This is a genomic window from Deinococcus fonticola (assembly GCF_004634215.1).
GTDB classification, from domain to species: Bacteria; Deinococcota; Deinococci; order Deinococcales; family Deinococcaceae; genus Deinococcus; species Deinococcus fonticola.
Window position 1 is genome coordinate 15,653 of sequence record NZ_SMMH01000034.1, and the last position, 23,137, is coordinate 38,789.

General features: G+C 65.0%; 20 protein-coding genes. 7 read left to right on the forward strand and 13 right to left on the reverse strand.

The window, feature by feature from the left end:
- Positions 1–76: 76 nt before the first annotated feature.
- The 8 genes from E5Z01_RS15940 to E5Z01_RS15975 all read right to left on the reverse strand — a co-directional run bounded on the left by E5Z01_RS15940 (position 77) and on the right by E5Z01_RS15975 (position 5,977).
- Positions 77–739 carry a monofunctional DNA glycosylase gene (locus E5Z01_RS15940; protein ID WP_135230280.1) on the reverse strand — a complete coding sequence of 221 codons (663 nt, stop codon included), beginning with the start codon at positions 737–739 and terminating at the stop codon, positions 77–79.
- Positions 740–828: 89 nt separating this feature from the next.
- Positions 829–1,026, reverse strand: a complete 198-nt coding sequence (locus tag E5Z01_RS15945; protein WP_135230264.1) for a hypothetical protein — start codon at positions 1,024–1,026, stop codon at positions 829–831.
- A gap of 57 nt (positions 1,027–1,083) precedes the next feature.
- Entirely contained in the window at positions 1,084–1,569 is a 486-nt protein-coding gene (locus tag E5Z01_RS15950) for a hypothetical protein (protein ID WP_240738496.1), read from the reverse strand.
- Complete coding sequence (locus tag E5Z01_RS15955) at positions 1,557–2,732, reverse strand: DUF1501 domain-containing protein (RefSeq protein WP_135230265.1); 1,176 nt, start codon at positions 2,730–2,732, stop codon at positions 1,557–1,559. The genes E5Z01_RS15950 and E5Z01_RS15955 overlap by 13 nt, the downstream gene beginning before the upstream one ends.
- A gap of 147 nt (positions 2,733–2,879) precedes the next feature.
- Positions 2,880–4,142, reverse strand: coding sequence for a DUF1800 domain-containing protein (locus tag E5Z01_RS15960; RefSeq protein WP_135230266.1), 1,263 nt, complete (start codon positions 4,140–4,142; stop codon positions 2,880–2,882).
- A gap of 9 nt (positions 4,143–4,151) precedes the next feature.
- Positions 4,152–4,883 carry a transcriptional regulator gene (locus E5Z01_RS19620; RefSeq protein WP_167757967.1) on the reverse strand — a complete coding sequence of 244 codons (732 nt, stop codon included), beginning with the start codon at positions 4,881–4,883 and terminating at the stop codon, positions 4,152–4,154.
- Between the two features lie 98 nt (positions 4,884–4,981).
- Positions 4,982–5,377 carry a hypothetical protein gene (locus tag E5Z01_RS15965; protein WP_240738498.1) on the reverse strand — a complete coding sequence of 132 codons (396 nt, stop codon included), beginning with the start codon at positions 5,375–5,377 and terminating at the stop codon, positions 4,982–4,984.
- A 45-nt stretch (positions 5,378–5,422) separates the two neighbouring features.
- Positions 5,423–5,977, reverse strand: coding sequence for an RNA polymerase sigma factor (locus E5Z01_RS15975; protein ID WP_420810857.1), 555 nt, complete (start codon positions 5,975–5,977; stop codon positions 5,423–5,425).
- 121 nt (positions 5,978–6,098) lie between these two features.
- Here E5Z01_RS15975 and E5Z01_RS15980 point away from each other — a divergent pair, with 121 nt between their 5' ends.
- The 6 genes from E5Z01_RS15980 to E5Z01_RS16005 all read left to right on the forward strand — a co-directional run bounded on the left by E5Z01_RS15980 (position 6,099) and on the right by E5Z01_RS16005 (position 12,056).
- Positions 6,099–6,773 carry a metal-dependent transcriptional regulator gene (locus tag E5Z01_RS15980; protein WP_135230268.1) on the forward strand — a complete coding sequence of 225 codons (675 nt, stop codon included), beginning with the start codon at positions 6,099–6,101 and terminating at the stop codon, positions 6,771–6,773.
- Positions 6,774–6,953: 180 nt separating this feature from the next.
- A complete protein-coding gene (locus tag E5Z01_RS15985) occupies positions 6,954–7,676 on the forward strand; it encodes an adenosylcobinamide-GDP ribazoletransferase (protein WP_135230269.1) in 723 nt (240 codons plus the stop codon).
- A gap of 65 nt (positions 7,677–7,741) precedes the next feature.
- Positions 7,742–8,443, forward strand: coding sequence for a glycerophosphodiester phosphodiesterase (locus tag E5Z01_RS15990; RefSeq protein WP_135230270.1), 702 nt, complete (start codon positions 7,742–7,744; stop codon positions 8,441–8,443).
- Positions 8,444–8,679: 236 nt separating this feature from the next.
- Positions 8,680–9,969, forward strand: coding sequence for an ABC transporter substrate-binding protein (locus tag E5Z01_RS15995; protein WP_135230271.1), 1,290 nt, complete (start codon positions 8,680–8,682; stop codon positions 9,967–9,969).
- Between the two features lie 319 nt (positions 9,970–10,288).
- A complete protein-coding gene (locus tag E5Z01_RS16000; RefSeq protein ID WP_135230272.1) occupies positions 10,289–11,224 on the forward strand; it encodes a carbohydrate ABC transporter permease in 936 nt (311 codons plus the stop codon).
- Complete coding sequence (locus tag E5Z01_RS16005) at positions 11,214–12,056, forward strand: carbohydrate ABC transporter permease (RefSeq protein WP_135230273.1); 843 nt, start codon at positions 11,214–11,216, stop codon at positions 12,054–12,056. The genes E5Z01_RS16000 and E5Z01_RS16005 overlap by 11 nt, the downstream gene beginning before the upstream one ends.
- A 117-nt stretch (positions 12,057–12,173) precedes the next feature.
- On the opposite strand, the gene E5Z01_RS20260 is transcribed toward E5Z01_RS16005, so the two are convergent.
- The 3 genes from E5Z01_RS20260 to E5Z01_RS16015 all read right to left on the reverse strand — a co-directional run bounded on the left by E5Z01_RS20260 (position 12,174) and on the right by E5Z01_RS16015 (position 18,829).
- Positions 12,174–12,305 carry a hypothetical protein gene (locus tag E5Z01_RS20260; RefSeq protein WP_276321258.1) on the reverse strand — a complete coding sequence of 44 codons (132 nt, stop codon included), beginning with the start codon at positions 12,303–12,305 and terminating at the stop codon, positions 12,174–12,176.
- A gap of 121 nt (positions 12,306–12,426) precedes the next feature.
- On the reverse strand, positions 12,427–13,890 hold the full coding sequence (locus E5Z01_RS16010) for a glutamate synthase subunit beta (protein ID WP_135230274.1): 1,464 nt from the start codon (positions 13,888–13,890) through the stop codon (positions 12,427–12,429).
- A 109-nt stretch (positions 13,891–13,999) separates the two neighbouring features.
- Positions 14,000–18,829: a glutamate synthase-related protein gene (locus tag E5Z01_RS16015; RefSeq protein WP_135230275.1), complete on the reverse strand. Its 4,830-nt coding sequence runs from the start codon at positions 18,827–18,829 to the stop codon at positions 14,000–14,002.
- Between the two features lie 399 nt (positions 18,830–19,228).
- Between E5Z01_RS16015 and E5Z01_RS16020 the strand changes: the two genes are divergently transcribed.
- Positions 19,229–20,812, forward strand: coding sequence for a hypothetical protein (locus E5Z01_RS16020; protein ID WP_135230276.1), 1,584 nt, complete (start codon positions 19,229–19,231; stop codon positions 20,810–20,812).
- 188 nt (positions 20,813–21,000) lie between these two features.
- Here the strand turns inward: E5Z01_RS16020 and E5Z01_RS16025 are convergent, their stop codons facing one another.
- The gene (locus tag E5Z01_RS16025; protein ID WP_135230277.1) at positions 21,001–22,155 is read right to left on the reverse strand and encodes a M24 family metallopeptidase; all 1,155 of its coding nucleotides are present in this window, start codon (positions 22,153–22,155) and stop codon (positions 21,001–21,003) included.
- 49 nt (positions 22,156–22,204) lie between these two features.
- Positions 22,205–22,879, reverse strand: coding sequence for a nucleotidyltransferase family protein (locus E5Z01_RS16030; RefSeq protein ID WP_135230278.1), 675 nt, complete (start codon positions 22,877–22,879; stop codon positions 22,205–22,207).
- Positions 22,880–23,137 lie beyond the last annotated feature (258 nt).

A 23,137-nucleotide genomic window follows, 5' to 3' on the forward strand; every position in this document is an offset into this window, starting at 1 on the left:
CAGGCGGACGGCAGAGGGCACATGCGGTCAAGGGCCGCCCCTGTTTTCCTTCGCCCGACACCCCACCACCCACGGGCTATTTTTCGCTGAAACTGGGTACCCGGTCGCCGTACAGGGCGTAAGCGTCGCAGCGCTCTTGCAGAACACACTTGCCGCATTTGGGGCGCGTCCACTGGCACACCTGCTGACCGTGCCGCAGCAGGTTCTTGTGAAGCTCGAACAGGAAGGGTGGGTCTGGGGGCAGCAGGGCCAGCAGGGCGCGGTGGGCCGCCTGCTCGCCCATGCGCGGAATGGTACCCACACGGGTGTTGATGCGGTGAACGTGTGTGTCCACCGGAAACACCGGGCGGGCATAGTTGAACAACAGCAGCAGCGAGGCGGTTTTGATGCCGACCCCCGGCAGGTCGGTCAGCCACTTCAGGGCGTCCTTGACGGGCAGGTCGCGCAGGAAATCCAGGTCGTAACTGCCATTCTGCTCCCTGATCTGCTTGAGCGCCGCCTGAATGCGCGGGGCTTTCGTTTCGGGGTAGTTGCTGCGCCGGATGGCGTGCGCCACCTCGGCCACGGGCGCGGCGGCAATAGCGTCCCAGTCGCCCAGTTCGCGCAGGCTGAAGTAGGCGGCTTCCTCGTCGGCGTGGGTCGTGCGGCCCGACAGGATGGTGGAAATCAGTTCGTGCATGGGGTCGCGCCGGGGCTCCAGCACCCGCTCGCCGTACTCGGCGTGGAGCTGTTCTTTCATCCACACCAGCAGGGCGGCCCGCTCCTCGGCAGGGCGGGCCACGTTGAGCACAGGTTCAGGCAGCACAGGTTCAGGTGCGGCAGCGTCGGTCACGGTTTGCGTTCGGCATTCCCTTCCACTTCGTCGCGGCCCCCCTCGGCGGGTTCGTCTTTTCTCGCCGGATCGATGTTGGGGTTCTTGCCCTGATCCTCGGCGGGCAGATGATCCGGCGCCCCTTCGGCCGGAGCGCGGTCGGACGGCACGGGTTGCTCCACGATTCCAGCACTCTTGCTCTTGTCGTCAGGCATGCTCAGCATCGTCCTGCGCCGCAGCGGCAGGCAGGCAAGCAGCGCGTGAAGGCAGGTTCATTTCTGAGGTTTTGATGGAGCGTACTGCTCCACGCCGCCCGCCGCCTCGAACGCCTTTTCAAGCTCGGCCACCGGCTTCTGCGGCTGACTTTTCGCGTCTCCCGGCAGCGTTCGGGCGAACACTTCCAGCGCGTCCGCGTACCCGTCGCCGTCACTGTCCTGCTGGGCTTTCAGCAGGGCATACAGCACCTGCGGAAACCTGTTCTTCTGGCCCCCGGCCGCGTCCACCTGGAACTGCGCCTGAAGTGCCTGCCCGAACGAATTCCACGGCGCCCCCCCGGACTCTTTGACGTGGCAGTACGAACACGCCATCACCCGGCGGTCGTATTCCCACAGGGGATTGCCCTGGTCGTAATGAAACTGCCCGATGGCCTGCACGCGGAACTTCGGCATGGCGAAGGCGACCGGCAACAGCAAGGCCAGCAGCGCGGCGCTCAGGGCGGCCCGACGGCTGAACGTCCCGGCTTCTCTCACGCCACCCACCCCGGCCCCCCGAAGTCCCCGCCGAGGATGTCGCGGGCGCTGAGGCCCAGCCATTTGTTGAGGGCTTCGGCGTACACACCCCGGAAGTCCTGCTTGTAGATGATGTCCCCTTCGGACAGTTTCTCCAGATCCGGGCTGTCGCCGTGAATGCCGCCCTTGACGCCCTTGCCCAGGGCAAACATGACGCTGCCCTTGCCGTGGTCGGTGCCGGCGCTGTCGTTCTCGGCCACGCGCCGCCCGAACTCGGAAAAGCCCATGACGATGACTTTCTCGGACAGGCCCTGTTTTTCCAGATCACTTTGGAAGGCACTGAGGCCCCCGGCCAGCGTGGCGAGGAGTTCGTCCTGCTCGGCGCGTTGCCCGGCGTGCGTGTCGAAGCCGCCCAGTGACACGTACAGCACGCGCTGGCCCACTCCGGCGGCGATCAGGCGGGCCGCGTCACGCAGTTGCCGGGCGAACCGGGTGTCCGGGTAAACTGCGCCATCTTTGTACTTCTTCACGTTGGCCTGCACCCGCGCGGTGTTCTTCATCATCTGGCGCGTGGCGCGGCGCAAGTAATCGGCCTCGCCCTGACGCGGGGTGCTGAGCATGGTGTTGAACGCCCCTTCTAAATTCGCCGGAACCCTGATTTGAAAATTATCCAGCGGGTCGATGCTCGGCAACGTGAACTCGGATGCCTGAAGGGCCTGCGGGGTCGTGCCGCCAATGTTACTGGCGCAGAACGGATCACCGATTTTCTCGGCAATGCGGCCAATCCAGCCGTCCGCTTGCGCCTGCGCGGGGTCAGCCGTGTGCCAGATCGCCATGCTGGCGAAGTGACTGCGGTTCGGGTTGGGGTAACCGATGTTCTCCATCCAGGCCAGTTGCCCGTCGTCCCACAGCTTCATCAGGGGTTTCAGGCTGGGGTGCAGGCCCAGGTTCGGGGTCAGGGGCAGCACTTCCTGCCGGCTGACGGCAATTCTGGGGCGCGCCGCGTAGTAGGCGCCGTTGCTGTACGGCACCAGCGTGTTCAGCCCGTCGTTTCCGCCCGTAAGTTGAACGACCACCAGCGTCTTTTCGCCGCCTGCCTGGGCCGCCGCGCGCGCCAGAAAACCCGGCATACCGGTCGTGGCCGCCACCGCCAGGGCAGAAAATTTAAGAAAATCACGTCGAGTTGGGGACATGGGGAAACCTCCGGGGTTGCTGCTGGCGCATGGCTACTCGCCGACGGCTCAGCTTTTACTTTTTGGGGGGGCAGAAGCGTGTTTTTTACTTCTGCACTCGGCCAATGGCCCTGCGTGCTGGCTCTATGCGTCGGCCTTTTGCGCCAGCTACGCCAGCTGAAATTCAGGGCTTATCATCGTCAGGTACGTGCGCTGCTTGTCATTCAGCTTGCCCAGCTCGGCCCGCAGCAGGTCGCGTTCACTGCCGGTCAGGGCCAGGTTCGTGGGCGGTTTGACCTGCGGCGCGTCTTTGCTGAGGGTCAGGGACGCCGCGAGGTTCATCCTGAGCAGCAGGGTGCTGTCGTTGATCCACTCGCGCCCGCCGTCCCAGCCTTTGACGGTGTCGGGTTCCAGAATCTGCTGGCCCATGCGTCCCGAGAGTTGAGCGAGGTTCACGAGGCGTTTGGCGGCCAGTTCCGGGCGGCCCAGCGTGCGCAGGGCGCCCACGATGTACTCCACCGGGCCGCGAATGATGCGCTGGCGTGAGCCGTAGAACGCCTCGCTGGACAGCAGTTCCTCCAGCACGGCGCGCAGGTCGCCGTGGGTGCGGCGAAACGTCTCGGCGCTGCCCTGCACGGCCTTTTCGTCGGGCGTGTCGGCCACGAAAGCGCGGTGCAACTTGCGGGCAATGAACACGGCTGTTTGCGGGTGCTGCGCGGCCAGGCGCACGATATCCTGCGGCTCGAACTTCCCGGTTTGTCCCAGATACGTTTTTTCTCCAGGGTCGTGGCGGTTTTTCTGATACTCGAAGCGGGCTTCCTCCAGAAAATTCTTATTTCCGCGTCCGCCCGTGAATGTCCAGCCGCTCAGGGCGCGGGCCCCCTCCTGCACGTCCTTCTCGGTGTAATGGCCGATGCCGGTGGTGAACAGCTCCAGCAACTCGCGCGAGAAATTCTCGTTCGGTTTTCCTTTCCTGTTCTGGTCGTTGTCGAGGTAACGCAGCATGGCCGGCGTTCTCGCCACGTCCAGCGTGAACTCCTCGAAGCGGCGTGTGGCGGCGTGCCGGCGCAGCAGGGTCAGGTACTGCCGCAGCGACGATTCGTTGCGCACCTTGTCGGTGCCGACCACGAAGTGATTGCTCCAGGTCAGGGCCAGTTTCTCGCGCAGCGGGTGCGGGCCGTAAATCATCTCGTACAGCCAGCCGGCGCGTGTCAGTTGAATCATGGCCCCCGGGGTGGCCCCCGTCGCCGGGTCGAAGGGGTTTCTGGCCGCGCGGGTCTGGTCGAAGTCCAGCGCAGCCCGCGCCACTGCACGGGCGTCTTTGCCCACCAGGGCGCGAATTTCGGCATCTGTTCCACCAAAGCGTGTGCGCCGGACGAAATGCGCCGCGTCCTCCGGGGACAGGTTCTGAGCGTAAGGAGTCAGGGTCATCTGGTTACCTCAAGGTTTGGAGGCCGCAGGGGCCAGAAAAGTTCCCAGGGCCGATTCGTCCACCCGCCGCACCTGGCTGAGGGCCGCCTTCAGCGCTTCCTGCGGCAGGTTCCCCACCAGCCACACGAACCGCCCCCCCACCTGGCGGGACGCCACGCCCGGCGCGGCCTTCACGTTTCTTGGGGCCAGCACCAGCGCCAGCGTGTTCAGCCCATCCGACAGCGTGACCTCCACGCGCCTGTCCTTTTGCTGCACGCTCACGGGCGTGAACCCCGCCGGAACACGCAACCCCGGCACGGCCCCCTGCACCGCCGCGCGGAGCCCCGGCGCGACACTCAGGGACGGGCCTTGCCCCTTGACCAGCCTAAGATTCACTTTCTGAAACAGCGCCTGCCGCGCCAGCGCCCCGTCTGCCCCGCGCTCCTCGAACCCCAGCGGGACATTCCAGGCGTCGTCCACCCACAGGCGCCAGCGCGCCGCCCCCACGTTCAGGGGCGTCAACTCGAAGCGCGTCACCGCCCGGCCCGCCAGCGTCTCCGGCCCGGCCTTCACCACCGTGAACGTTTTCACTACTGCCCCCGGACGCAGTGGCAATACCGGCAATTTCCCCATCATTTTCGTGGGCACGTCGCGCGGCGGAAACAGCACCGTCACCTGCACCTGCCCGCGCGCCTCCCACGCCCGCGCCTTTTGCAGCGCCCGCAGCAGGTCGTCTGCGTCCGTGGCCGACGCACTGGGCACCGCACAGAGGGCCGCGAGCCAACAGGCAAAGGTGAGGAAAGGGCGGGGAGCAGCCCACCTTTTTCCTACTCCCCGAATCCTGCCGCCCATCACCTTTTTCACCAGCCCTCCCCCAGGCTCTCGGCGTACACCTGATAGGCGGTGCTGGCGGGGGCGTCCGGCAGGGGTTTGAGTACGGCGAAACCAGCGATGGCGGCGGCGCAGGCGGTCAAGACGGACAGCCACCCGGCGCGGACATGGCGGGCATGACGCTGGCGCTGGCGGTGACCGGCCAGGAAGCGCCCGGCCGCGCCCGTATCGGCGGGCGTTTCGGTGCGGGCTTCGACAAAAAGAGCGTCTAGAGCAGTTCTCCGAATTCCGTCATCCGTGGAAGGGCACCCCGAATGACTCCATTCTTCGTCCTGCTCGTCTCCATTCACTCGCTCCGCTCGGCCAAAAGAACGCAGTTCTTTTGGCAAATGCTCTAACTGCTTATCCAGATCGTCGTTATGCATACACTTCCTTTCTAGCTTCCGTTTGCCACAGTCCAGCCGCGCCCCTCATGGTTTCAACCCGGCTTGCGTAAGCCACTCGCGCAGGGCGGCGCGGCCCCGGTTGATGCGGCTTTTCACGGTGCCCAGTTCTGCACCAGTTACGGCGGCGATCTCGGCGTAGTCCAGGCCGGAAATCTCGCGCAGGGTCACGGCCTCGCGCTGCTCCTGCGGCAAAGATTGCAACGCGGCAGCCAGCCGGTCACGGATATCTGCCTGCTCGCTGCTGCGTACCGGGCTGTGCGGCGCGGGCGGTTCCAGCACGTCCTCGAAAGGAACGTTCTGCCGGGCCTGCAAAGCCTTGTAACACGCGTTCAGGGCGATGCGGTGCAGCCAGGTGCTGAACTGCGCCTCGCCCCGGAAGCCTTTCAGGCCTTTATGCACGGCGATAAACACCTCCTGCACCACGTCGTCTGCCGCGCCGGAACCCACGGTGTTCGCCGCCAGCCGGTGAACGCCCGCCGCGTGACGGTTCACCAGCGCCTCGAAGGCGTGGTCGTCGCGCACGGCCAGCCTGGCGAGGGCCGCGTCGTCCAGTTGCGAAAGGGCATCACTCAAGGTCACCTCAGAGGTTAGAGGATGCGTGGGCAGGAAAAGTTCCGCGCGGGGTGGGCCGGCCCGGCCACTTCTCCTGATCCCCGCACCGTTACTCCGTCCTCACCGTTCCAATTCGTACACTGGGGGCATGACCCGCACGCTTTCGCCTTCTGCCGAGGATTACCTGAAGCACCTGTATGTGCTGGGGCAGACGGGCAAGGTGAATACGCAGGCGTTAGCGGACGCGCTGGCCGTTGCGCCGGCCAGTGCCACGGGTATGCTGCGGAAACTGACGGAGCAGGGCCTGGTGTCTCACGTGCCGTATCAGGGGGCGAGACTCACGGCGGAAGGCGAGCGGGTGGCGCTGGAGGTGCTGCGCCATCACCGGCTGCTGGAGCTTTTTCTGCACCGGGCGCTGGGCGTACCGCTTGACGAGGTTCACGAGGAAGCCGAGCGGCTGGAGCACGCCCTGAGCGAGAAACTGGAAGCCCGCATCGCCGCCTGGCTGGGTGACCCGACCCACGACCCGCACGGTGACCCCATTCCCTCGCTCACGGGCGAGTTGCCCGAGCGGGCAGAGCGGCGCCTGTCTCAACTGGCAGTGGGGCAGCGGGCGGTGGTGGCGCGCGTGCCGGACGACGACGCGGTGCAGTTGCGGGCCCTGATGGCGGCGGACCTGACGCCCGACTCTCCGCTGAAGCTCCTGAGCGTGGACACGGCCCTGGGGACGCTGACGGTGGAAGTGGCGGGCCACCCGCTCACGCTTTCGCTGGTGGTGGCCGCGCAGGTTCACGTGCATTCTGTGAAGTCCAGCCCGTCGTGAACTCCACATTCTGGCAGCGAGAACGCCGAAAACGCCGCTGGCCAGGAGGCCCGCCCAGGGCTTCACGCTGGGCGGAGCGAAGGAACCTAAAGCGCGCCCGGCACAGTGGCGCAGCAGGAGCGGGTCACCGTCGCCCCCGCCGTATTCTTCACGCCTCTCTTTTCGGCAAAAGAGGCGCCTGTGCCGCGTGACCTTCGTGCCCTGCTGCTGGCCCTGACCTTTCTGACGACCCTGCCTTTTCCGCAGCCGAGAGGGGTTGAGGACGGGGATTTCGCGCGGGCAAGTAGTTTTTACCCGCTGGCAGGGTTCGTGGTGGGCGGTGTGGTGGCGCTGCTGCTGTGGTTGCCGCTGCCTTTGCCAGGCGGCGTGCGGGCGGCGCTGGCGCTGGGGGCGTGGTTGGCGGTGACGGGCCTCCTGCACTTCGATGGGCTGGTGGACAGCGCGGACGCCCTGTTTGTCATGAAATCCCCGCAGCGGCGCCTGGAAATTCTGAAGGACGTGCATGTGGGCGCGTTCGGTCTGGCGACGGGCGTTCTGGCGCTGCTGACGTTGTGGAGTCTGCTGGGCAGCTCCCTGCCTTTTTTCGCACCGGTGGTGGCGGCGGTGGTGGCCCGGACGCTGCTGCTGTGGCCCATGAACTTTTACCCGGCGGCGCGTCCCGGCTCCCTGGGAGCCATTTCCAGGCAGGGCAACGGGGCCATTGCTTTGCTGCTGGCCTTGCCCACGCTTTTTTTCCCGGGGGCATGGCTGGCGTGGCTGGTGGGCCTCCTGACGGTACTCGTGACCGCCCGCTTTGCCGCCTCCCGCCTCGGTGGGGGGCTGACCGGGGACAGTTACGGATTCATCATCATGGTCACGGAGCTCGCGGTGCTGTGCGCCTACGCCTGGGGAAAGGCCGGGTAAGACCGCCGTCCTCCTCTTCCCCATAACCTGCACCTTCGCCCCGTAACCTCCTTTACCCTGAACGCATGTCGCCCATCCTGCTAGGTCACCGTGGTTCGCCTCATCAGTTCCGTGAGAACACCATGCCGGGCTATCAGGCGGCGCTGGCGGCCGGGCTGGACGGCGTGGAGGTGGACGTGCGCCGCCTGGTGGACGGAACGCTGGTGCTGCACCACGACGCGCATTTGCCGGATGGGCGGTTTCTGCGGGACTTGCGGCGTTCTGAAGTGCCGGCGTGGCTGCCCACGCTGCCGGAGTTCCTGGCCTGGATGGCGGACACCGGCACTTACGCCAACATCGAGTTCAAGTGGGAACGCGAGGTGTGGCGGCCGGACGACCGAGTAGAGCGCACGCTTGACCTGGTGCGCGGGCTGGGCCTGGGGCGGCGTGTACTGGTCAGCAGTTTCAACCCGCTTTATCTGCTGGCGGCCAGGCAGGTGGCGCCCGAAATAGAGCGGGGATTCCTGTTCGAGAGGGAGTTGGCGCCCGCCTTGATCACGACCATCATGAAGGTGACTGCCAGCGTGGCCCTGCACCCGCGGTTCAGCCTGATCGACCGGGAACTCATGGCGCTGGCCCGGCAGCGTGGCTGGCGCGTGAACACCTGGACCGTCAACGACGTGGCAGAAGTGCAGCGCCTTACCGGGCTGGGTGTGGACGCATTGATCGGGAATTTTCCCGAGGTGCTGCTGACAGCCAGACGAAGACCTGACACAGAAACAATTTGATTTGCTGACCTGCACGGCCTCTTGTGGACGAGGAGGCGAGAGAAGACCCTGGAAGGACGTTCAATTCGACCGGGCCACTCATCTTGGCCTGACACTTCCATGACATCTACGTGTTAAGCCGCCCCAGTCCTGTCAGCGTAGAATGTTTGACAACCGGCTGACTTTATTTTTCTAACTTCAGGCAGATCCCGTGCTGAAGGTTCTTCTCAGCTTGGTTTTCAAGGAAAAGGAGAAACATGAAACGTCTCACTGCACTTCTGACCCTGAGCATGGCTTCCGTGGCCGCCGCGCAAACCACCGTGGAGTTCTGGCATTCCTTCGGGGACGCCAAGCGCAGCGGCTGGATTCAGGCCCGTGCCGACGAGTACAACAAGACCCATCCCGGCGTGAAGGTCGTCCCCAGCTACAAGGGCAGTTACAACGACAGCCTGCAGGCCACCATTCTGGCCGGACGTCAGAACAAGGCCCCGGCGCTGGTGCAGATTTTCGAGGTCGGCAGCCAACTGGCGCTGGACAGCGGCATGTTCCAGCCGGTCAGCGGCGTCAAGAATGTGGATTTCAGCGATTACATCAAGCCGGTCATCAACTACTACACCATTAACGGCAAGGTGAACAGCCTGCCCTTCAACAGCAGCAGCCCGGTGCTGTACTACAACAAGACCCTGATGCAGAAAGCGGGCCTCGACCCCAAGACCCCGCCCACCACCTTCGCCGGAATTCAGAAAGCCTGCGCCAAGATCGAGGCCGCCAAGCTGGGCGCGACCTGCTTCGGCATGAGCCTCAACGGCTGGTTTGTCGAGCAGTGGATGGCTCAGCAGGGCGCGACCCTCCTGAACAACGGCAACGGCCGCCAGGGCCGCGCCACCGCCACCAACCTCGACAGCGCCGCCGCGAAGAAGATCTTCGATTTCTTCAAGACCATGAACGACCGCAAGTGGTACACCTACAGCGGCAAACTGGAAGACTGGGACGGCAGCGACGCCATCTTCACCAACCAGAAGGCCGTGTTCCACATCACCAGTACCGCCGACATCGGCAACAACCGCGACGCCGCCAAGAAAAACGGCTTCGACATGGGCGTGGGCGTGCTGCCCATCCCCGACGGCGTGAAACGGAACGGCGTGGTGATTGGCGGGGCCAGCCTGTGGATTCCCAAGAACATCAGCAAGGCGCAGGCCGAGGCCGCGCTGGACTTTGCGCTGTACATGACCAACACCCAGAACATGGCCGACTGGCACAAGCTGACCGGCTACTACCCGGTGCGCCAGAGCAGCATCGCGCTGCTGCGCAAGCAGGGCTGGTTCACGCAAAGCCCGCTGCAACTGGTGGCCTTCAACCAGCTCACCAAGACCGTGCCCAGCCCCGCTACCGCCGGCGGCCTGAACGGCGCGGCCATCCAGACCCGCAAGATCGTCGAGGAAGGCATTCAGAAAGTCCTGAACGGCACCCCCGTCGCCGACGCCATGAAGGACACCAAGGCCCGCGCCGACGCCGCCCTGGCCGAGTACAACGCCAACTTCAAGTGAACGGGGAGTGGTGGGTGGGCAGTGCTGAGTGGAAACACCAGCCCCCGCCCACCGCGTTCCGGCCCTCACTTTTTTGACGTTCCGCTGCGGTTTCGTCAGCCCGGCGCGGCAGTGTGCCCCTGCCCTCCACCCCGCTCGTGAAATCGCGTTAACCGCCGAGTCCGCGCCCTGTATCCGGGTGCGGATCAAGCGTTTGGGGGAGAGAGGAAACGTCATCCCACCCTTCCTTTCCCACTGACCACTTCCTACTGACCACTTCCTACTGACCACTTCCTACTGACCACTTTCTACTGACCACTGACCAAGCCGGAGGCTTTTCATGATCAAACCCCGTCAGGCCGCGCCTGATAACGGCGAGGAACGCGCCGTGTTCAAGGGAGTCGCGCTGCCCTGGGTGTTCCTGCTGCCCACCCTGCTGATCCTGGCCGTGTTCATCTACCTGCCCGCCCTGCGCACCCTGAAACTCGCGGCTTACAAGGCCAACGTGATCCTGGGAACCGAGCGTTTCGTGGGTCTGGCGAACTTCGCGGAGTTACTCAGCAGTCCCGCTTACCGACAGGTGGCGTTGCAGACCTTCATCTTCATGCTGCTGACCGTGAGCCTGGGCCTGTTGCTGTCCATTACGCTGGCGTGGCTGGCGAGTCGGCCCATTCGCGGGGCGAAAACCTACCGCCTGCTGCTCATTTACCCGTATGCGCTGAGTCCCGCCATTGCCGGGACGCTGTGGCTTTTCCTGTTCAACCCGGAGATCGGCGTGGTGAACCAGATGCTGGGGGCCGCCTTCCACGTCAAGCCGCGCTGGCTGGACACGCCCCTGCTGGCCTTCGGGCTGGTGACGCTGGCCGCCATCTGGAAGGGCCTGGCGTACAACATCGTCTTTTACCTGGCCAGCATTCAGAACCTGCCGGGCGACGTGATGGAAGCCGCCGAGATCGACGGGGCCAGTCCCGCGCAGGTGTTCTGGAAGGTCGCGTTTCCGCTGCTGACGCCCATCACCTTCTTTCTGGTGTTCACCAACATCATCTCCGCGCTGTTCGACTCGTTCGCCCTGACGGACATCCTGACGCGGGGCGGGCCGTACTACCACAACGCCGGAATCACCACTTTTCTGGTGTACCAGCTTTATCAGGACGGCTTCGTGAACTTCAAAACCGGGGCCGCCGCCGCGCAGGCCGCGCTGATGCTGGCGCTGGTGGCGTTCGTCACCTGGATGCAGTTCCGCCTGGGCGAGAAGCGGGTGCATTATGGCGCATAGTTCCCGGCCCCACAGTTCCAGGCATCGCGGGGAATGGAAAACGCACGCGGCCCTCAGCCTCGCCGTATTCCTCGTCAGTGCGCCCCTGATCTTCGCCGTCATCAAGTCCACCCAGGTCAGCAGCGACGTGCTCAGCCCCAAACTGATGCCCGGCGGCGCGTTCCTCGACAACCTGCGGAACGTCTGGACGGACGCGCACCTCGGGCGGTACATGCTCAACAGCCTCATTGTCGCCTTTTGCGTCACCACCGGAAAAACCATCCTGAGCCTGCTGGCCGCGCTGGCCTTCGTGTACTTCCGGTTTCCCCTCAAGGGCGCGGCCTTCGTGCTGGTGCTGCTCTCGCTGATGCTGCCCACCGAGGTGCTGATCATTGCCCTCTTCGACCTGGTCAGCCGCGACCTGAAGTGGGCCGACACCTACCAGGCCATCATCATCCCATTTCTGGCGAGTGCCACGGGAACGTTCCTGTTCCGGCAACACTTCATGAACATCCCCGCGTCCCTGGCCGACGCCGCCCGCATCGACGGCTGCGGCCCGCTGCGCTTCCTGACCGCCGTGCTGGTGCCCATGAGCTGGAACACCGTCGGTGCCCTGGCCGTGATTCAGTTCGTGTACGCCTGGGATCAGTACATCTGGCCCCTGGTCATCATGCAAAAAGACGACAAACAGGTGGTGCAGGTCGGCCTGCGCAAACTCATCGAGGTGGGCGGACAGACCGACTGGGGAGCCGTCATGGCCGGAGCGATTGTGACCATGCTCCCGCCCCTGATCGTGTTCACGCTGTTGCAAGAGCAGTTCAGCAAGGGATTTGCGCTGACCGAAGATAAATAGACCTTCCGGCGGATTTCAAGAGAAGGTCACGGGGTTATGGTGCCGCCCGTGACCTTCTCTCGTTTCTGGCTAACTGCCATCCTGCCCTTGTCTTTCGCGTTGCCTCACTAAATTGTTTTACACGCTGTTGTTGACCTCGCTGGCGTGGCGCTTCTGGCCTCGTTTACGGAATGAGCAGCGTCGGATCATCCGGGGCGTGTCCTGGCTGATGCTGCTGCCGACGTTGTTTTTGAACGGGCTGACTTTCATGCTGTCCGTTCGTAGTTGGGTCTCGCCTTACCCTGTGCTGGAAACGATAAGCATTCGCCCACACTTTGGTTTGTGGTGAAAAGCGGGCAGCCCACGCCGCCCGCCTCTAAAAATCCCTTTCTCAGCGCGGCAAGACGCTGGTTCCCATGAGGTACTGGTCGATGCTGCGGGCCGCCTGCCTGCCTTCGCGGATGGCCCACACGACCAGGCTCTGGCCCCGCCGCATGTCCCCAGCGGCAAACACGCCTTCCACGTTGGTGGCGTACCCGCCCTCGTCCGTCGTGGCCTGCGCGTTACCACGGGCGTCCTGTTGCACGCCGAAAGCTTCCAGCACGGGACTCATGGGGTTGGTGAAGCCCATCGCCAGCAGCACCAGGTCGGCGGGGTGGGTTTCCTCGCTGCCCGCGACCTCTTCCAGCTTGCCGTCCTTCAGCTCGATGCGGACGGTCTTGACGCCCGTGAGCTTGCCGCCCTTGCCGATAAATTCCTTGGTGGCAATGGCAAACTCGCGCGTGGCCCCTTCCTCGTGGCTGGTGCTGGTGCGCAGCTTCAGCGGCCAGTAGGGCCACACCAGCGGCTTATTCTCCTGCTCGGGAGGCTGGGGCATGACCTCGAACTGGGTCACGCTTTTCGCGCCGTGGCGGTTGCTGGTGCCCACGCAGTCGCTGCCCGTGTCGCCCCCGCCGATCACGATGACGTTTTTCCCGTCGGCCCGCAGTTGGCCCTTGAACTTGTCCCCGGCGTTCACGCGGTTCTGCCCCGGCAGGAACTCCATGGCGAAGTGAACGCCGCTCAGCTCGCGGCCCTTCACGGGCAGGTCGCGCGGCATTTCCGAGCCGCCCGCCAGCAGCACGGCGTCGAACTCCTGCTGGAGTTCCTGCGGGGAAACGGTCTGCCTGCTCAGGTTCGTGACCTTGCTCTTCTCGTCCCACGCGCCCACCAGCACGCCCGTGCGGAAGGTCACGCCCTCGGCCTCCATCTGGGCCACGCGGCGGTCGATGTGGTGCTTCTCCATCTTGAAGTCGGGGATGCCGTAACGCAGCAGCCCGCCCACGCGGTCGTTCTTCTCGAACACCGTCACGTCATGCCCGGCGCGGGCGAGTTGCTGCGCCGCCGCCAGCCCTGCCGGGCCGGAACCCACCACCGCCACCTTCTTCCCGGTCTTGACCGCAGGCGGCTGAGGCGTGACCCACCCCTCCTGCCAGCCCCGCTCGATGATGCTCAACTCGATGGACTTGATGCCCACCGGATCGGAGTTGATGTTCAGCACGCACGCCGCCTCGCACGGCGCGGGGCAGATGCGCCCCGTGAACTCCGGGAAATTGTTCGTGCTGTGCAGCGTCTCCAGCGCCGCCTGCCAGTCGTCCTGATACACCAGATTGTTGAAATCAGGAATGATGTTGTTGACCGGACACCCGTTGTTACAGAACGGAATGCCGCAATCCATGCAACGAACCGCCTGCCTGCGGGCCGCCTCGCCCTGAAGCGGCTCGACGAACTCACGGTAATGCTTCAGACGCGCATCCGGCGCGGCGTACTTCTCCTTCACGCGCGGCTGCTCTAGAAAACCAGTGATTTTGGACATGAGGCCCTCCGGTAAGTGGTCAGTGGTGGGTGAAAAGGAAGCAAGGGAACCGGGTTCGGAAAAAGGCCCTCGTCTCGCGCTGTGCGAGTCGTTCTCCCCTGGAGCGGGCTTACTTCGTGAGCGTCCCTTGTCCGCCCTTCTTGGCCTTGCCTGCTTTCATGGACGTGGTGTCGGCGGCCTGCACGGTGCCTTCTTCGGCAGTGCTGGTTTTGGGCTGAGAGCGTTCCCGCAGCGCCCGTTGGTACTCGGTGGGGAAGACCTTGATGAATTTCTTCAGGGCATTGTCCCAGTCGTCGAGAATGTCGCTGGCGCGTCCCGACCCTGTCCAGCGGTGGTGCGCTTCGATGAGCTGGCGCAGGTGCGCTTCGTCGCTCTTACCGCCGTGCAGGGCACGGGGGTCGGCGGCCTGCATCTGTTCGTCTTCGGGCTGGACTTTGTGGAGGCTGACCATGCTGTGGTTGCAGCGTTTCTCGAATTGCCCGTCCACGTCGTAGATGTAGGCGACGCCGCCCGACATGCCCGCCGCGAAGTTCCGTCCGGTCTTGCCCAGAACCACGACGGTGCCGCCGGTCATGTACTCGCAGCCGTGGTCGCCGGTGCCTTCCACGACGGCGCTGGCCCCGCTGAGGCGCACGGCGAACCGTTCACCTGCCACGCCCCGGAAGTACGCTTCGCCGGAAGTCGCGCCGTACAGGGCGGTGTTCCCCACGATGATATTCTCGGCGGCGCGGCCCCGGAATTCGATGCTGGGGCGCACGACGACGCGCCCGCCACTGAGGCCCTTCCCGGTGTAGTCGTTGGCATCTCCGATGACGTACAGGGTGATGCCGGGCGCCAGGAATGCCCCGAAGCTCTGCCCGCCGTTTCCTTCCATCTGAATGAACACGGTGTGGTCGGGCAGGCCTTCCGGGCGCTGGCGGATCAGTTCGCCGGAGAGCATCGCGCCCACCGAGCGGTTCACGTTGCGGATGTCCTGAAGGAAGTGCACCTTCTCGCCCCTCTCGATGGCGGGGCGGCACTTCTCGATCAGGTGCAGGTCAAGGGCATTCCCCAGGCCGTGATCCTGCATTTCCAGGTGGCGGCGGCCCACGCTGTCGGGCAGTTCGGGAGCGCGGTAGAAGATGCGTGAGAAGTCCAGCCCCTGCGCCTTCCAGTGTTCCAGGCCCCGGCGCATGTCCAGCAGGTCACTGCGCCCGATCAGGTCGTCAAATTTACGGATGCCGAGCTGCGCCATCAGCTGGCGGGCTTCCTCGGCCACGAAGAAGAAGTAGTTGATGACGTGTTCCGGCTTGCCCTGAAAACGCGCACGTAGAACGGGGTCTTGAGTCGCCACACCCACCGGGCAGGTGTTCAGGTGGCACTTGCGCATCATGATGCAGCCTTCGGCGACCAGCGGCGCGGTGGCGAAGCCGAACTCGTCCGCGCCCAGCAGCGCCGCGATCACCACGTCGCGCCCGGTCTTCAGTTGTCCGTCGGTCTGCACCCGCACCCGGTCACGCAATCTGTTCAGCACCAGCGTCTGCTGCGTCTCGGCCAGGCCCAGTTCCCAGGGTGTCCCGGCGTGCTTGATGCTGCTCCAGGGACTCGCCCCGGTGCCGCCGTCGTGCCCGGCAATGACGATGTGGTCGGCCTTGCACTTCGCCACGCCCGCCGCGATGGTGCCCACGCCCACTTCCGACACCAGTTTCACCGAGATGTCGGCGCGGGGGTTCACGTTCTTGAGGTCGTGAATCAGTTGCGCCAGGTCTTCAATGCTGTAGATGTCGTGGTGCGGCGGCGGCGAGATCAGCCCCACGCCCGGCACGCTGTGGCGCAGGAAGCCGATGTACTCGCTGACCTTCCCGCCCGGCAGTTGCCCGCCCTCGCCGGGTTTCGCACCCTGCGCCATCTTGATCTGAATCTGGTCGGCGGACATCAGGTAGCCGGTGGTCACGCCGAAACGCCCCGAGGCCACCTGCTTGATCTTGCTGCGCAGCGAATCGCCCGGCTGCAAGGGGTAATCCACCTCGACGCGGCTGCCGCCGAGGATGGAGGCCAGCGACTCGCCTTCACTGATCCCCTCGCCGCGCAGTTCGCGCTCGTAGCGGGCCGGGTCTTCGCCGCCCTCGCCCGTGTTGGACTTCCCGCCAATTCGGTTCATGGCAATGGCTAGCGTCGAGTGCGCTTCCGTCGAGATGGAACCGAGGCTCATCGCACCCGTGGCAAAGCGTTTGACGATTTCTGCCGCCGGTTCCACCTCGTCGAGCGGGATGCTCTGCACGCCGTCCGTCCTGAAGTCGAACAGGCCGCGCAGGGTCATCTGGCGCTTGCTCTGGTCGTTGATGATGCGGGCGTACTCCTCATACGTGCTGAACTGGCCACTGCGGACACTGTGCTGCAACTTGGCAATCGCGTCGGGCGTCCACATGTGCTCCTCGCCCCGCGCCCGCCACGCGTACTCGCCCCCGGCATCCAGATCGTGCGCCAGCAGCGGGTCTTCGCTGAACGCGGCGGTGTGCAGGCGCAGGGCTTCTTCCGCCACCTCGAACACGCCGATGCCGCCCACCTTCGACGCCGTGCCGTAGAAGTATTTCTGCACGAAATCTTCCTTAAGCCCGACCGCCTCGAAGAGCTGTGCGCCGCAGTAACTCATGTACGTGCTGACGCCCATCTTGGACATGATCTTGGACAGGCCCTTGCCAATCGCCTTGATGTAGTTGTAGACGGCCTTTTCCGGCGTCAGCTCGCTCAGGTCGGGCATCCCCGGCACGCTGCGGTGCAGATCCATCACCGTTTCCAGCGCCAGGTACGGGTGAATGGCCTCCGCGCCGTACCCCGCCAGCGCAGCGAAGTGATGCACCTCGCGGGCATCCCCGGTCTCCACCACCAGACCCACCTTCATGCGCAGGCCCTTCTTCACCAGGTGGTGATGCACGCTGCTCAGCGCCAGCAGCGAGGGAATCGGGGCGCGTTCCCTGTCCATCCGCCGGTCGGTCAGGATGATGATGTTGTGCCCGGACTCGATGGCGTCCACCGCCCAGGCGTTGATGGTCGCCAGCTTCGCCTCGATGCCGTTTTTCCCCCACTCGGCGGGGTACGTGATGTCCAGGTCGAAAGCCTTGAACTTGCCGCGCGTATGTTCCCCGATGTGGCGCACGCGGGCCATGTCATCGAAGTCCAGGATGGGCTGCTCGACCTCCAACCTCATGGCCGGGTTCACGTTGTTGATGTCCAGGATGTTGGGGCGCGGCCCCACGAAGGACACCAGCGACATCACCACTGCCTCGCGGATGGGGTCGATGGGCGGGTTGGTGACCTGCGCGAACAGTTGCCGGAAGTAGTTGAACAGGGGCTTGCTGCGCTGCGACAGCACCGCCAGCGGCGAGTCGTTCCCCATGCTGCCGATGCCTTCCTCACCCGACTTCGCCATCGGCCCCATCAGGAACTTCAGGTCTTCCTGACTGTACCCGAACGCCTGCTGGCGTTTGAGCAGGGACTCGCTGAACTCGCCGACATCCCCGGTATCGTCGCTGTCGTCCAGGCGGAATTTCGTGTTCTCGACCCACTGGCGGTACGGCTTGGCCTGCGCGAACTGCAACTTCAGTTCGTCGTCCTCGACGATGCGGCCCTGCTCCAGGTCGATCAGGAACATCTTCCCCGGCTGTAAGCGCCACTTCTTGGTGATCTTGCTCTCCGGGATGGGCAGCACGCCCGTCTCCGAGGCCAGCACCACCAGGTTGTCGCGTGTCTGGATGTAACGCGCCGGGCGCAGGCCGTTCCTGTCCAGCGTGGCCGCGATCTGCCGCCCGTCGGTGAACACCATCGCGGCGGGGCCATCCCAGGGTTCCATCATGGAGGCGTGGTACTCGTAGAAGGCGCGGCGGCGGTCGTCCAGCAGCGTGTTCTGCTCCCAGGCTTCGGGAATCATCATCATGGCGGCCTGCGCCATCGGGTACCCGGCCAGCGTCAGCAGCTCAATAGCGTTGTCGAAAATGGCCGTATCCGACTCGCCCTCGAAGGAAATCGGGTACAGCTTCTTCAGGTCATCCCCGAACACCGGGCTGGACATGATCCCTTCACGCGCCCGCATCCAGTTGAAATTGCCCTTGACCGTGTTGATCTCGCCGTTATGCGCCACCATGCGGTAGGGGTGCGCCAGTCGCCACTCCGGGAAGGTATTCGTGGAAAAGCGCTGGTGAACCAGGGCCAGAGCCGACACCACCCGCTCATCCTGCAAGTCCAGGTAGTACTCGCCGACCTGCGGCGCGAGCAGCAGCCCCTTGTAAATGACCGTGCGGCACGACATGGACGGCACGTAATACTCCTGCCCGTGCGTGAAATTCAGGCCCATGATGGCGTTACTGGCCCGGCGGCGGATCACGTACAGCTTGCGCTCCAGCGCGTCCGGCACCAGCGTGTCCGCCCCCGCCCCGATGAAAATCTGGCGGATCACGGGTTCTTTGGCCTTCACCGCCGGACTCATGGGCATCTCGCGGTTGACCGGCACGTCGCGCCAGCCCAGCACCAGTTGCCCCTCGGCCACCACCGCCCGCTCCAGCTCCTGCTCGCACGCCCGGCGCGAGGCAATTTCTTTGGGCAGAAAGATCATGCCCACGCCGTAATCGCCCGGGGGGGGCAGCATCACGCCTTGCCGCGCCATCTCCGCCCGGTAAAACTCGTCCGGTACCTGAATCAGAATCCCCGCGCCGTCTCCCATCAGGTGATCGGCGCCCACTGCGCCACGGTGATCCAGGTTCTCCAGAATCTTCAGCCCCTGCGTGACGATGTCGTGCCGCTTCTCACCCCCTATGTGAGCCACGAAGCCCACCCCGCAGGCGTCGTGTTCCTGTCCGGCGTACAGGCCGTGCTGCTGTGCCTGCGTGATTTCGGCCTGAGTAATTTCGGTCGGTGTCGCGGGCAACCCCGCCTGGGGAGTCACCGTGTTTCCATCGTGATTCATCTGCACCCCTTCCTCGTGACTCGCGCACCCGCCCGCGCGGGCTGCTGCTGAATAAAGGGTACATAAGGATGCAGGCGGGGTCGGGGGCGTTGTTTATGCCGTGGGGACGATCAGGCGGGACGCGGTGAGCAATCCAGTTTCCTTTCCGGCCAACTCTCCGACCTGTCAGGCAATAAAAGGCTGCAACTTCCCCCCAGGGTCACGAAGATTGCTGCGGGTAGAAACCGGATGCCACCGAACGGCGCACCCCGCACGCTTCAAGCGCCCGCCTCGGCTGGTGCTGGGGTGGGGGCTGGTCTAGCTGATGGGGGGTGGGGGGCTGCCCGGCGTGACCGGGTCTTCCGGGTTGACGGGCGGGTCTTGCACGGGGGGTTCATGCTGGGCCGTTAAACTGTGTCCATGCCGAAATTTCCTTCTGATGACGAACTGGATTTCTTCAGCCTGTTGCCGGGTGGGCAGGACGAAGGGTATTACGACCCCGAGGCGCTGCTGGAGCAGATCGGGGCGCTGCCGCAGCACCCGGAGGTGAGCTGGCTGGTGGTGCCACTGCCGCTGCCCGCCGAGCTGGTGCCGCCGGAGGCGGGGGAAGACGCGCCGCTGATGCTGCTGATCCTGACGCCCGAAGGGTCGGAACCCGCGCTGTTCGAGCTGGCGGAAGACCCCGAGGAAGCCGAGCTGATGGTGCTTCAGGTGCTGTCCGAGGGGCCGCACGACGTGCCCGCGTACCGCCCGGCGGCGCTGCGGGTGCCGGACATGCAGTGGGCCTTCAGCCTGGGAAACGTGCTGCGGGATTCGGGCGTGCAGGTCGTTCACGAGACCGCGCCGGAAGTGCTGGAGATGGTGGCGCATAGCCGGGCGCAGATGGACGCCCAGGCCGCCAGCCAGCGTGAGCAGTTCACGGCGAAGCCGTTTCTGGTGGGCCTGGAACCGGACGTGGTGCGCGAGTACGTGCGGGCTTTCACGCGCTTCATGGAGGCGGGCGCGTGGGAGGTGCTGCCGCCGGACAAACCGCTGTTCGCGTCGTGGACGGACGAGGGTGGCGAGCGGCAGTCGCTGTACGCGACCGTCATGGGCGACATGGGCGAGTCGTTCGGGGTGGCCTTCTTCCCTGACTGGCTGACCTACGCCGAGCAGATCGAGAACAGTTTCGACCAGGAACTTGTGGTGGCCGCCACCGGGGGCATGGAGGCCGTCAGCGCGGGCGGTGAGGATTCGTTCGCGCCGCAGGACTGGGCGTACCTGAAGGAATTGAAGCTGGTGAAGGGCCGCCACCCGCAGTTGCCTTCGTTACTGCGAATGTCACTGGAAGGAACCTTACCGCCGCGCACGCCCGTTCATGTCGTGACCGGCATTCTGAACGTGCTGGCCGACCGCGCCGAGAAGAAGGGCACGCGGGCCACCTCGCTGAAAGGCAATTCCGGGGGCGTGCAGGTCACTTACCCCGGCAAACCCCGCGACGAACTGCGCCCGGAGGAACTGACCGGAACGGTGACCCTGACCATGCGCGGCGGGTCGCACCTGGCCCCCGGCCTGACCTTCACCGTCACGGCCCCCAGCGGTGAACTGGTGTCCAAGATGTACGCGCAAATTTCCCGGCAGATCGAGAACAACCGCCAGCACCAGCAACTCTGGGCTGTGTTGCCCATGCAGATCCTGCGCCCCGACCCGCGCGGCGAGGACGACAGGCCGATGCTCTCGCCCTTAGATCTGCTGCGGCCCCAGGGCATCAGGGTGTGGTCTCGCGGACAGGGAGGCACGCCCGTGGTGCTGGCGCAACTCACGCGCCGCGCTGGACTGTCCGATGGGCACGGCCTGAGCATCGACGTGCAGTTCTCGCCCGAACCCACCACCGAGTTCCAGTTCGCGGTGACGGGCAAAGCCACCGGGAAACCCGATAACAGTCGGGGCGTTCAGGCGCTGGATGAAGCCATCAACTTCCTGAAAACCCCGTTCGGCGTCCAGCCTCCGGACAGAAAGAAGTGACTTACTACCACTCCGAAAAATAGATTGCGCATCCAATGTATTTTTCCGAACGGAGTGAGAAGGAGAAAAATACGGGTCTGGACGGCGTAGACTTGTAAAGCTGCGCAGCAGAGGACATTCGGGTGCTGTTCCCGGATGGGCGGAATAGAGTTGAGACCCGTATTATGATGCCGTGATGGGCAGCAGTTTCACTTGTTCTGCCGCTGCGACAGCCACGTCAGGCCGTTTTCCTGAACCACCACGTCTTCCTCCAGGCCGACGAACCCGTATCCCTCCACGAAGGTGCCGAGTTCGAGGGTGTACACCTCGCCCACGCGCACCTGACCTTCCACCGCCGCGCCGTAACGCGGCCAGCGTGGCCCCAGCAGCGTCCCGCCGTCGTGCGTGGCGCGGCCCAGCCCGTGGCCCAGGGCGTGCTGGTACTCCGGGTAACCCAGGCTGACCAGGGTAGCGCGGGCGGCGGCGTCCACCTGCCACCCGGGAACGCCAGGGCGCAGGGTGTTGGCCCCTTCCTCGATGGCCTGCCAGCAGGCGCCAAACGCCTGTTGTACTTCGCTGGGAATCCCCTCACCGTCACGGGGCAGGTAGTAGGTACGCTGAATGTCCGAGCAGTACCCGTGCGGCAACCTCACACCGTAATCGATGTGCAGCAGCATGCCCGGCTCCAGTGGCTGCGTGTCCGCCGACAGCGCGTGAGAGGGCCGGGCCTGCGGGCCGATGTGAACGTTCGGGCAGGAACTCCAGCCCCAGGACGGTTCGCCCTCCACTGCGGCGCATCGTTCATGCATGAACTTCACCACGTCGGGTGCCGTCCAGCCAGGCCGAAGGGCATGGCGCAGGGCTTCCAGGTGCGCCTCAGCCACGTCCACGGCCTCCCGCAGGGCCTGCTGCTCTGCGGGGGTTTTGACGCTGCGCAGTTGCCCCAGCAGGTGCTCGGCGCTGTGCAGTTCTTGCGGGGCGAACCACCCCTGCAGGCGGCGGTACAGGCCCACCGTCAGGCCATCGCACAGCGGGTCGGTTTCACTGATGTTCACCAGCACGCGCCGGGGCTGGAAGGTGCGCAACTCCTCGTTGAGCACGCCTGTCAAGTCCGCGTCGTAGGGGCGCACGCGCCAACCGTCCGGCACGGCGTCGGCATCGAAGCGCCCCACGATCGCCGCCGCGTCGTCCCGGCTCAGCAGAAACAGGCTGTCCCAGGTCACGTTCACGTCCGCCAGCAGCTTCAGGACGGGTTCCGGGCGTTCCTTGGACTCGCGGGCCGCGATGACCCACAGCTCACCGGGAGCCAGCAGCGCCTGGGCCTGAAGCCGTTTCTCAGCGTGGAACCTGTCACTGTGCAACATGCCCCAGCGTAACAGCCGCAGGGTCAGGGGTCGCGGCTGTTGGCCAGCTTTACAGCTGCGCCCAGCCCTGTTCCTCGGCCTGCGCCAGCGCCCCGGGCGTGTCGATGTCCAGCAGCAGGTTTTTCGGGAAGTGCACCGCCAGGCCCTGCGCGGCGTATTCCTGCACCAGGCTGCGGGGGCCGTGGTCGGCATCCGGCAGTTGCAGCATGAGGGGCAGCAGGTCCGCCCGGAACAGGTGGGGCGGGGCACGAACCACGTCCTCGCCCGCACCGTACTCGGCCAGCACCAGCGGCGCGTAAGCAGACAGGGGAAGCACGCCGCTCACGCTGGTGGCTTCCGGGCCGCCGGAGGTCAGGAAGGTCTCGATCATTACCCGGTGAACATTCGGGGTCAGCAGCGGCATGTCGGCCAGCACGAAATTCACGCCCAGCAGGTCACCGCCGGACAGTTCGCGGGCTGCCTGCCGGAAAGACGACATCAGGCCCCGCGCCGGATCCGGGTTCTCGGTGCACTGAAAGTTCAGGCCGGTCAGGGCGTCGCGCACCTGCTCGCCCAGTGGCCCCGCCGGAATGACCGCCAGCCGCCCGGTGTAAGGGGCGGCTTGCATGGCTTCGGCTGCGTGGCGCACCAGTGCCTTGCCCTGCAGCGGCAACACTTGCTTGGGTTGTCCCATGCGGGTACTCCGCCCCGCTGCCAGCAGCACCCCCACGACATTCCCGGTCATACGGTGCAGGTTAACCCACCGCCGGGAACCGCGCGCCTGAAAAGGCAATCCACAGGCAACTCTAAACGAGAAATGAGGACTGAACCCCCTGCGCTTTTGGCATAAGCCATTCAGGGGTCAGTTAGATCGTCCTGGAGTGAACCCCAAAACGCGGACAGAGGAGCAAGGCATGTCGCCCCGGTCAGCCCGTAGGCTGATCAACAGATGGAGGGAGACCGACCATGCCCGGACGACTACACAGCCGCGAATTCAAGCTCG

What these genes read in the sequence shown, in the direction of transcription:
- E5Z01_RS15940 (WP_135230280.1), bottom strand. Translation starts at nt 739, where the DNA reads ATGAAAGAACAGCTCCACGCCGAGTACGGCGAGCGGGTGCTGGAGCCC.
- E5Z01_RS15945 (WP_135230264.1), bottom strand. Translation starts at nt 1,026, where the DNA reads ATGCCTGACGACAAGAGCAAGAGTGCTGGAATCGTGGAGCAACCCGTG.
- E5Z01_RS15955 (WP_135230265.1), bottom strand. Translation starts at nt 2,732, where the DNA reads ATGTCCCCAACTCGACGTGATTTTCTTAAATTTTCTGCCCTGGCGGTG.
- E5Z01_RS15960 (WP_135230266.1), bottom strand. Translation starts at nt 4,142, where the DNA reads ATGACCCTGACTCCTTACGCTCAGAACCTGTCCCCGGAGGACGCGGCG.
- E5Z01_RS15965 (WP_240738498.1), bottom strand. Translation starts at nt 5,377, where the DNA reads ATGCATAACGACGATCTGGATAAGCAGTTAGAGCATTTGCCAAAAGAA.
- E5Z01_RS15980 (WP_135230268.1), top strand. Translation starts at nt 6,099, where the DNA reads ATGACCCGCACGCTTTCGCCTTCTGCCGAGGATTACCTGAAGCACCTG.
- E5Z01_RS15990 (WP_135230270.1), top strand. Translation starts at nt 7,742, where the DNA reads ATGTCGCCCATCCTGCTAGGTCACCGTGGTTCGCCTCATCAGTTCCGT.
- E5Z01_RS15995 (WP_135230271.1), top strand. Translation starts at nt 8,680, where the DNA reads ATGAAACGTCTCACTGCACTTCTGACCCTGAGCATGGCTTCCGTGGCC.
- E5Z01_RS16000 (WP_135230272.1), top strand. Translation starts at nt 10,289, where the DNA reads ATGATCAAACCCCGTCAGGCCGCGCCTGATAACGGCGAGGAACGCGCC.
- E5Z01_RS16005 (WP_135230273.1), top strand. Translation starts at nt 11,214, where the DNA reads ATGGCGCATAGTTCCCGGCCCCACAGTTCCAGGCATCGCGGGGAATGG.
- E5Z01_RS20260 (WP_276321258.1), bottom strand. Translation starts at nt 12,305, where the DNA reads ATGAAAGTCAGCCCGTTCAAAAACAACGTCGGCAGCAGCATCAGCCAG.
- E5Z01_RS16010 (WP_135230274.1), bottom strand. Translation starts at nt 13,890, where the DNA reads ATGTCCAAAATCACTGGTTTTCTAGAGCAGCCGCGCGTGAAGGAGAAG.
- E5Z01_RS16015 (WP_135230275.1), bottom strand. Translation starts at nt 18,829, where the DNA reads ATGAATCACGATGGAAACACGGTGACTCCCCAGGCGGGGTTGCCCGCG.
- E5Z01_RS16020 (WP_135230276.1), top strand. Translation starts at nt 19,229, where the DNA reads ATGCCGAAATTTCCTTCTGATGACGAACTGGATTTCTTCAGCCTGTTG.
- E5Z01_RS16025 (WP_135230277.1), bottom strand. Translation starts at nt 22,155, where the DNA reads ATGTTGCACAGTGACAGGTTCCACGCTGAGAAACGGCTTCAGGCCCAG.
- E5Z01_RS16030 (WP_135230278.1), bottom strand. Translation starts at nt 22,879, where the DNA reads ATGACCGGGAATGTCGTGGGGGTGCTGCTGGCAGCGGGGCGGAGTACC.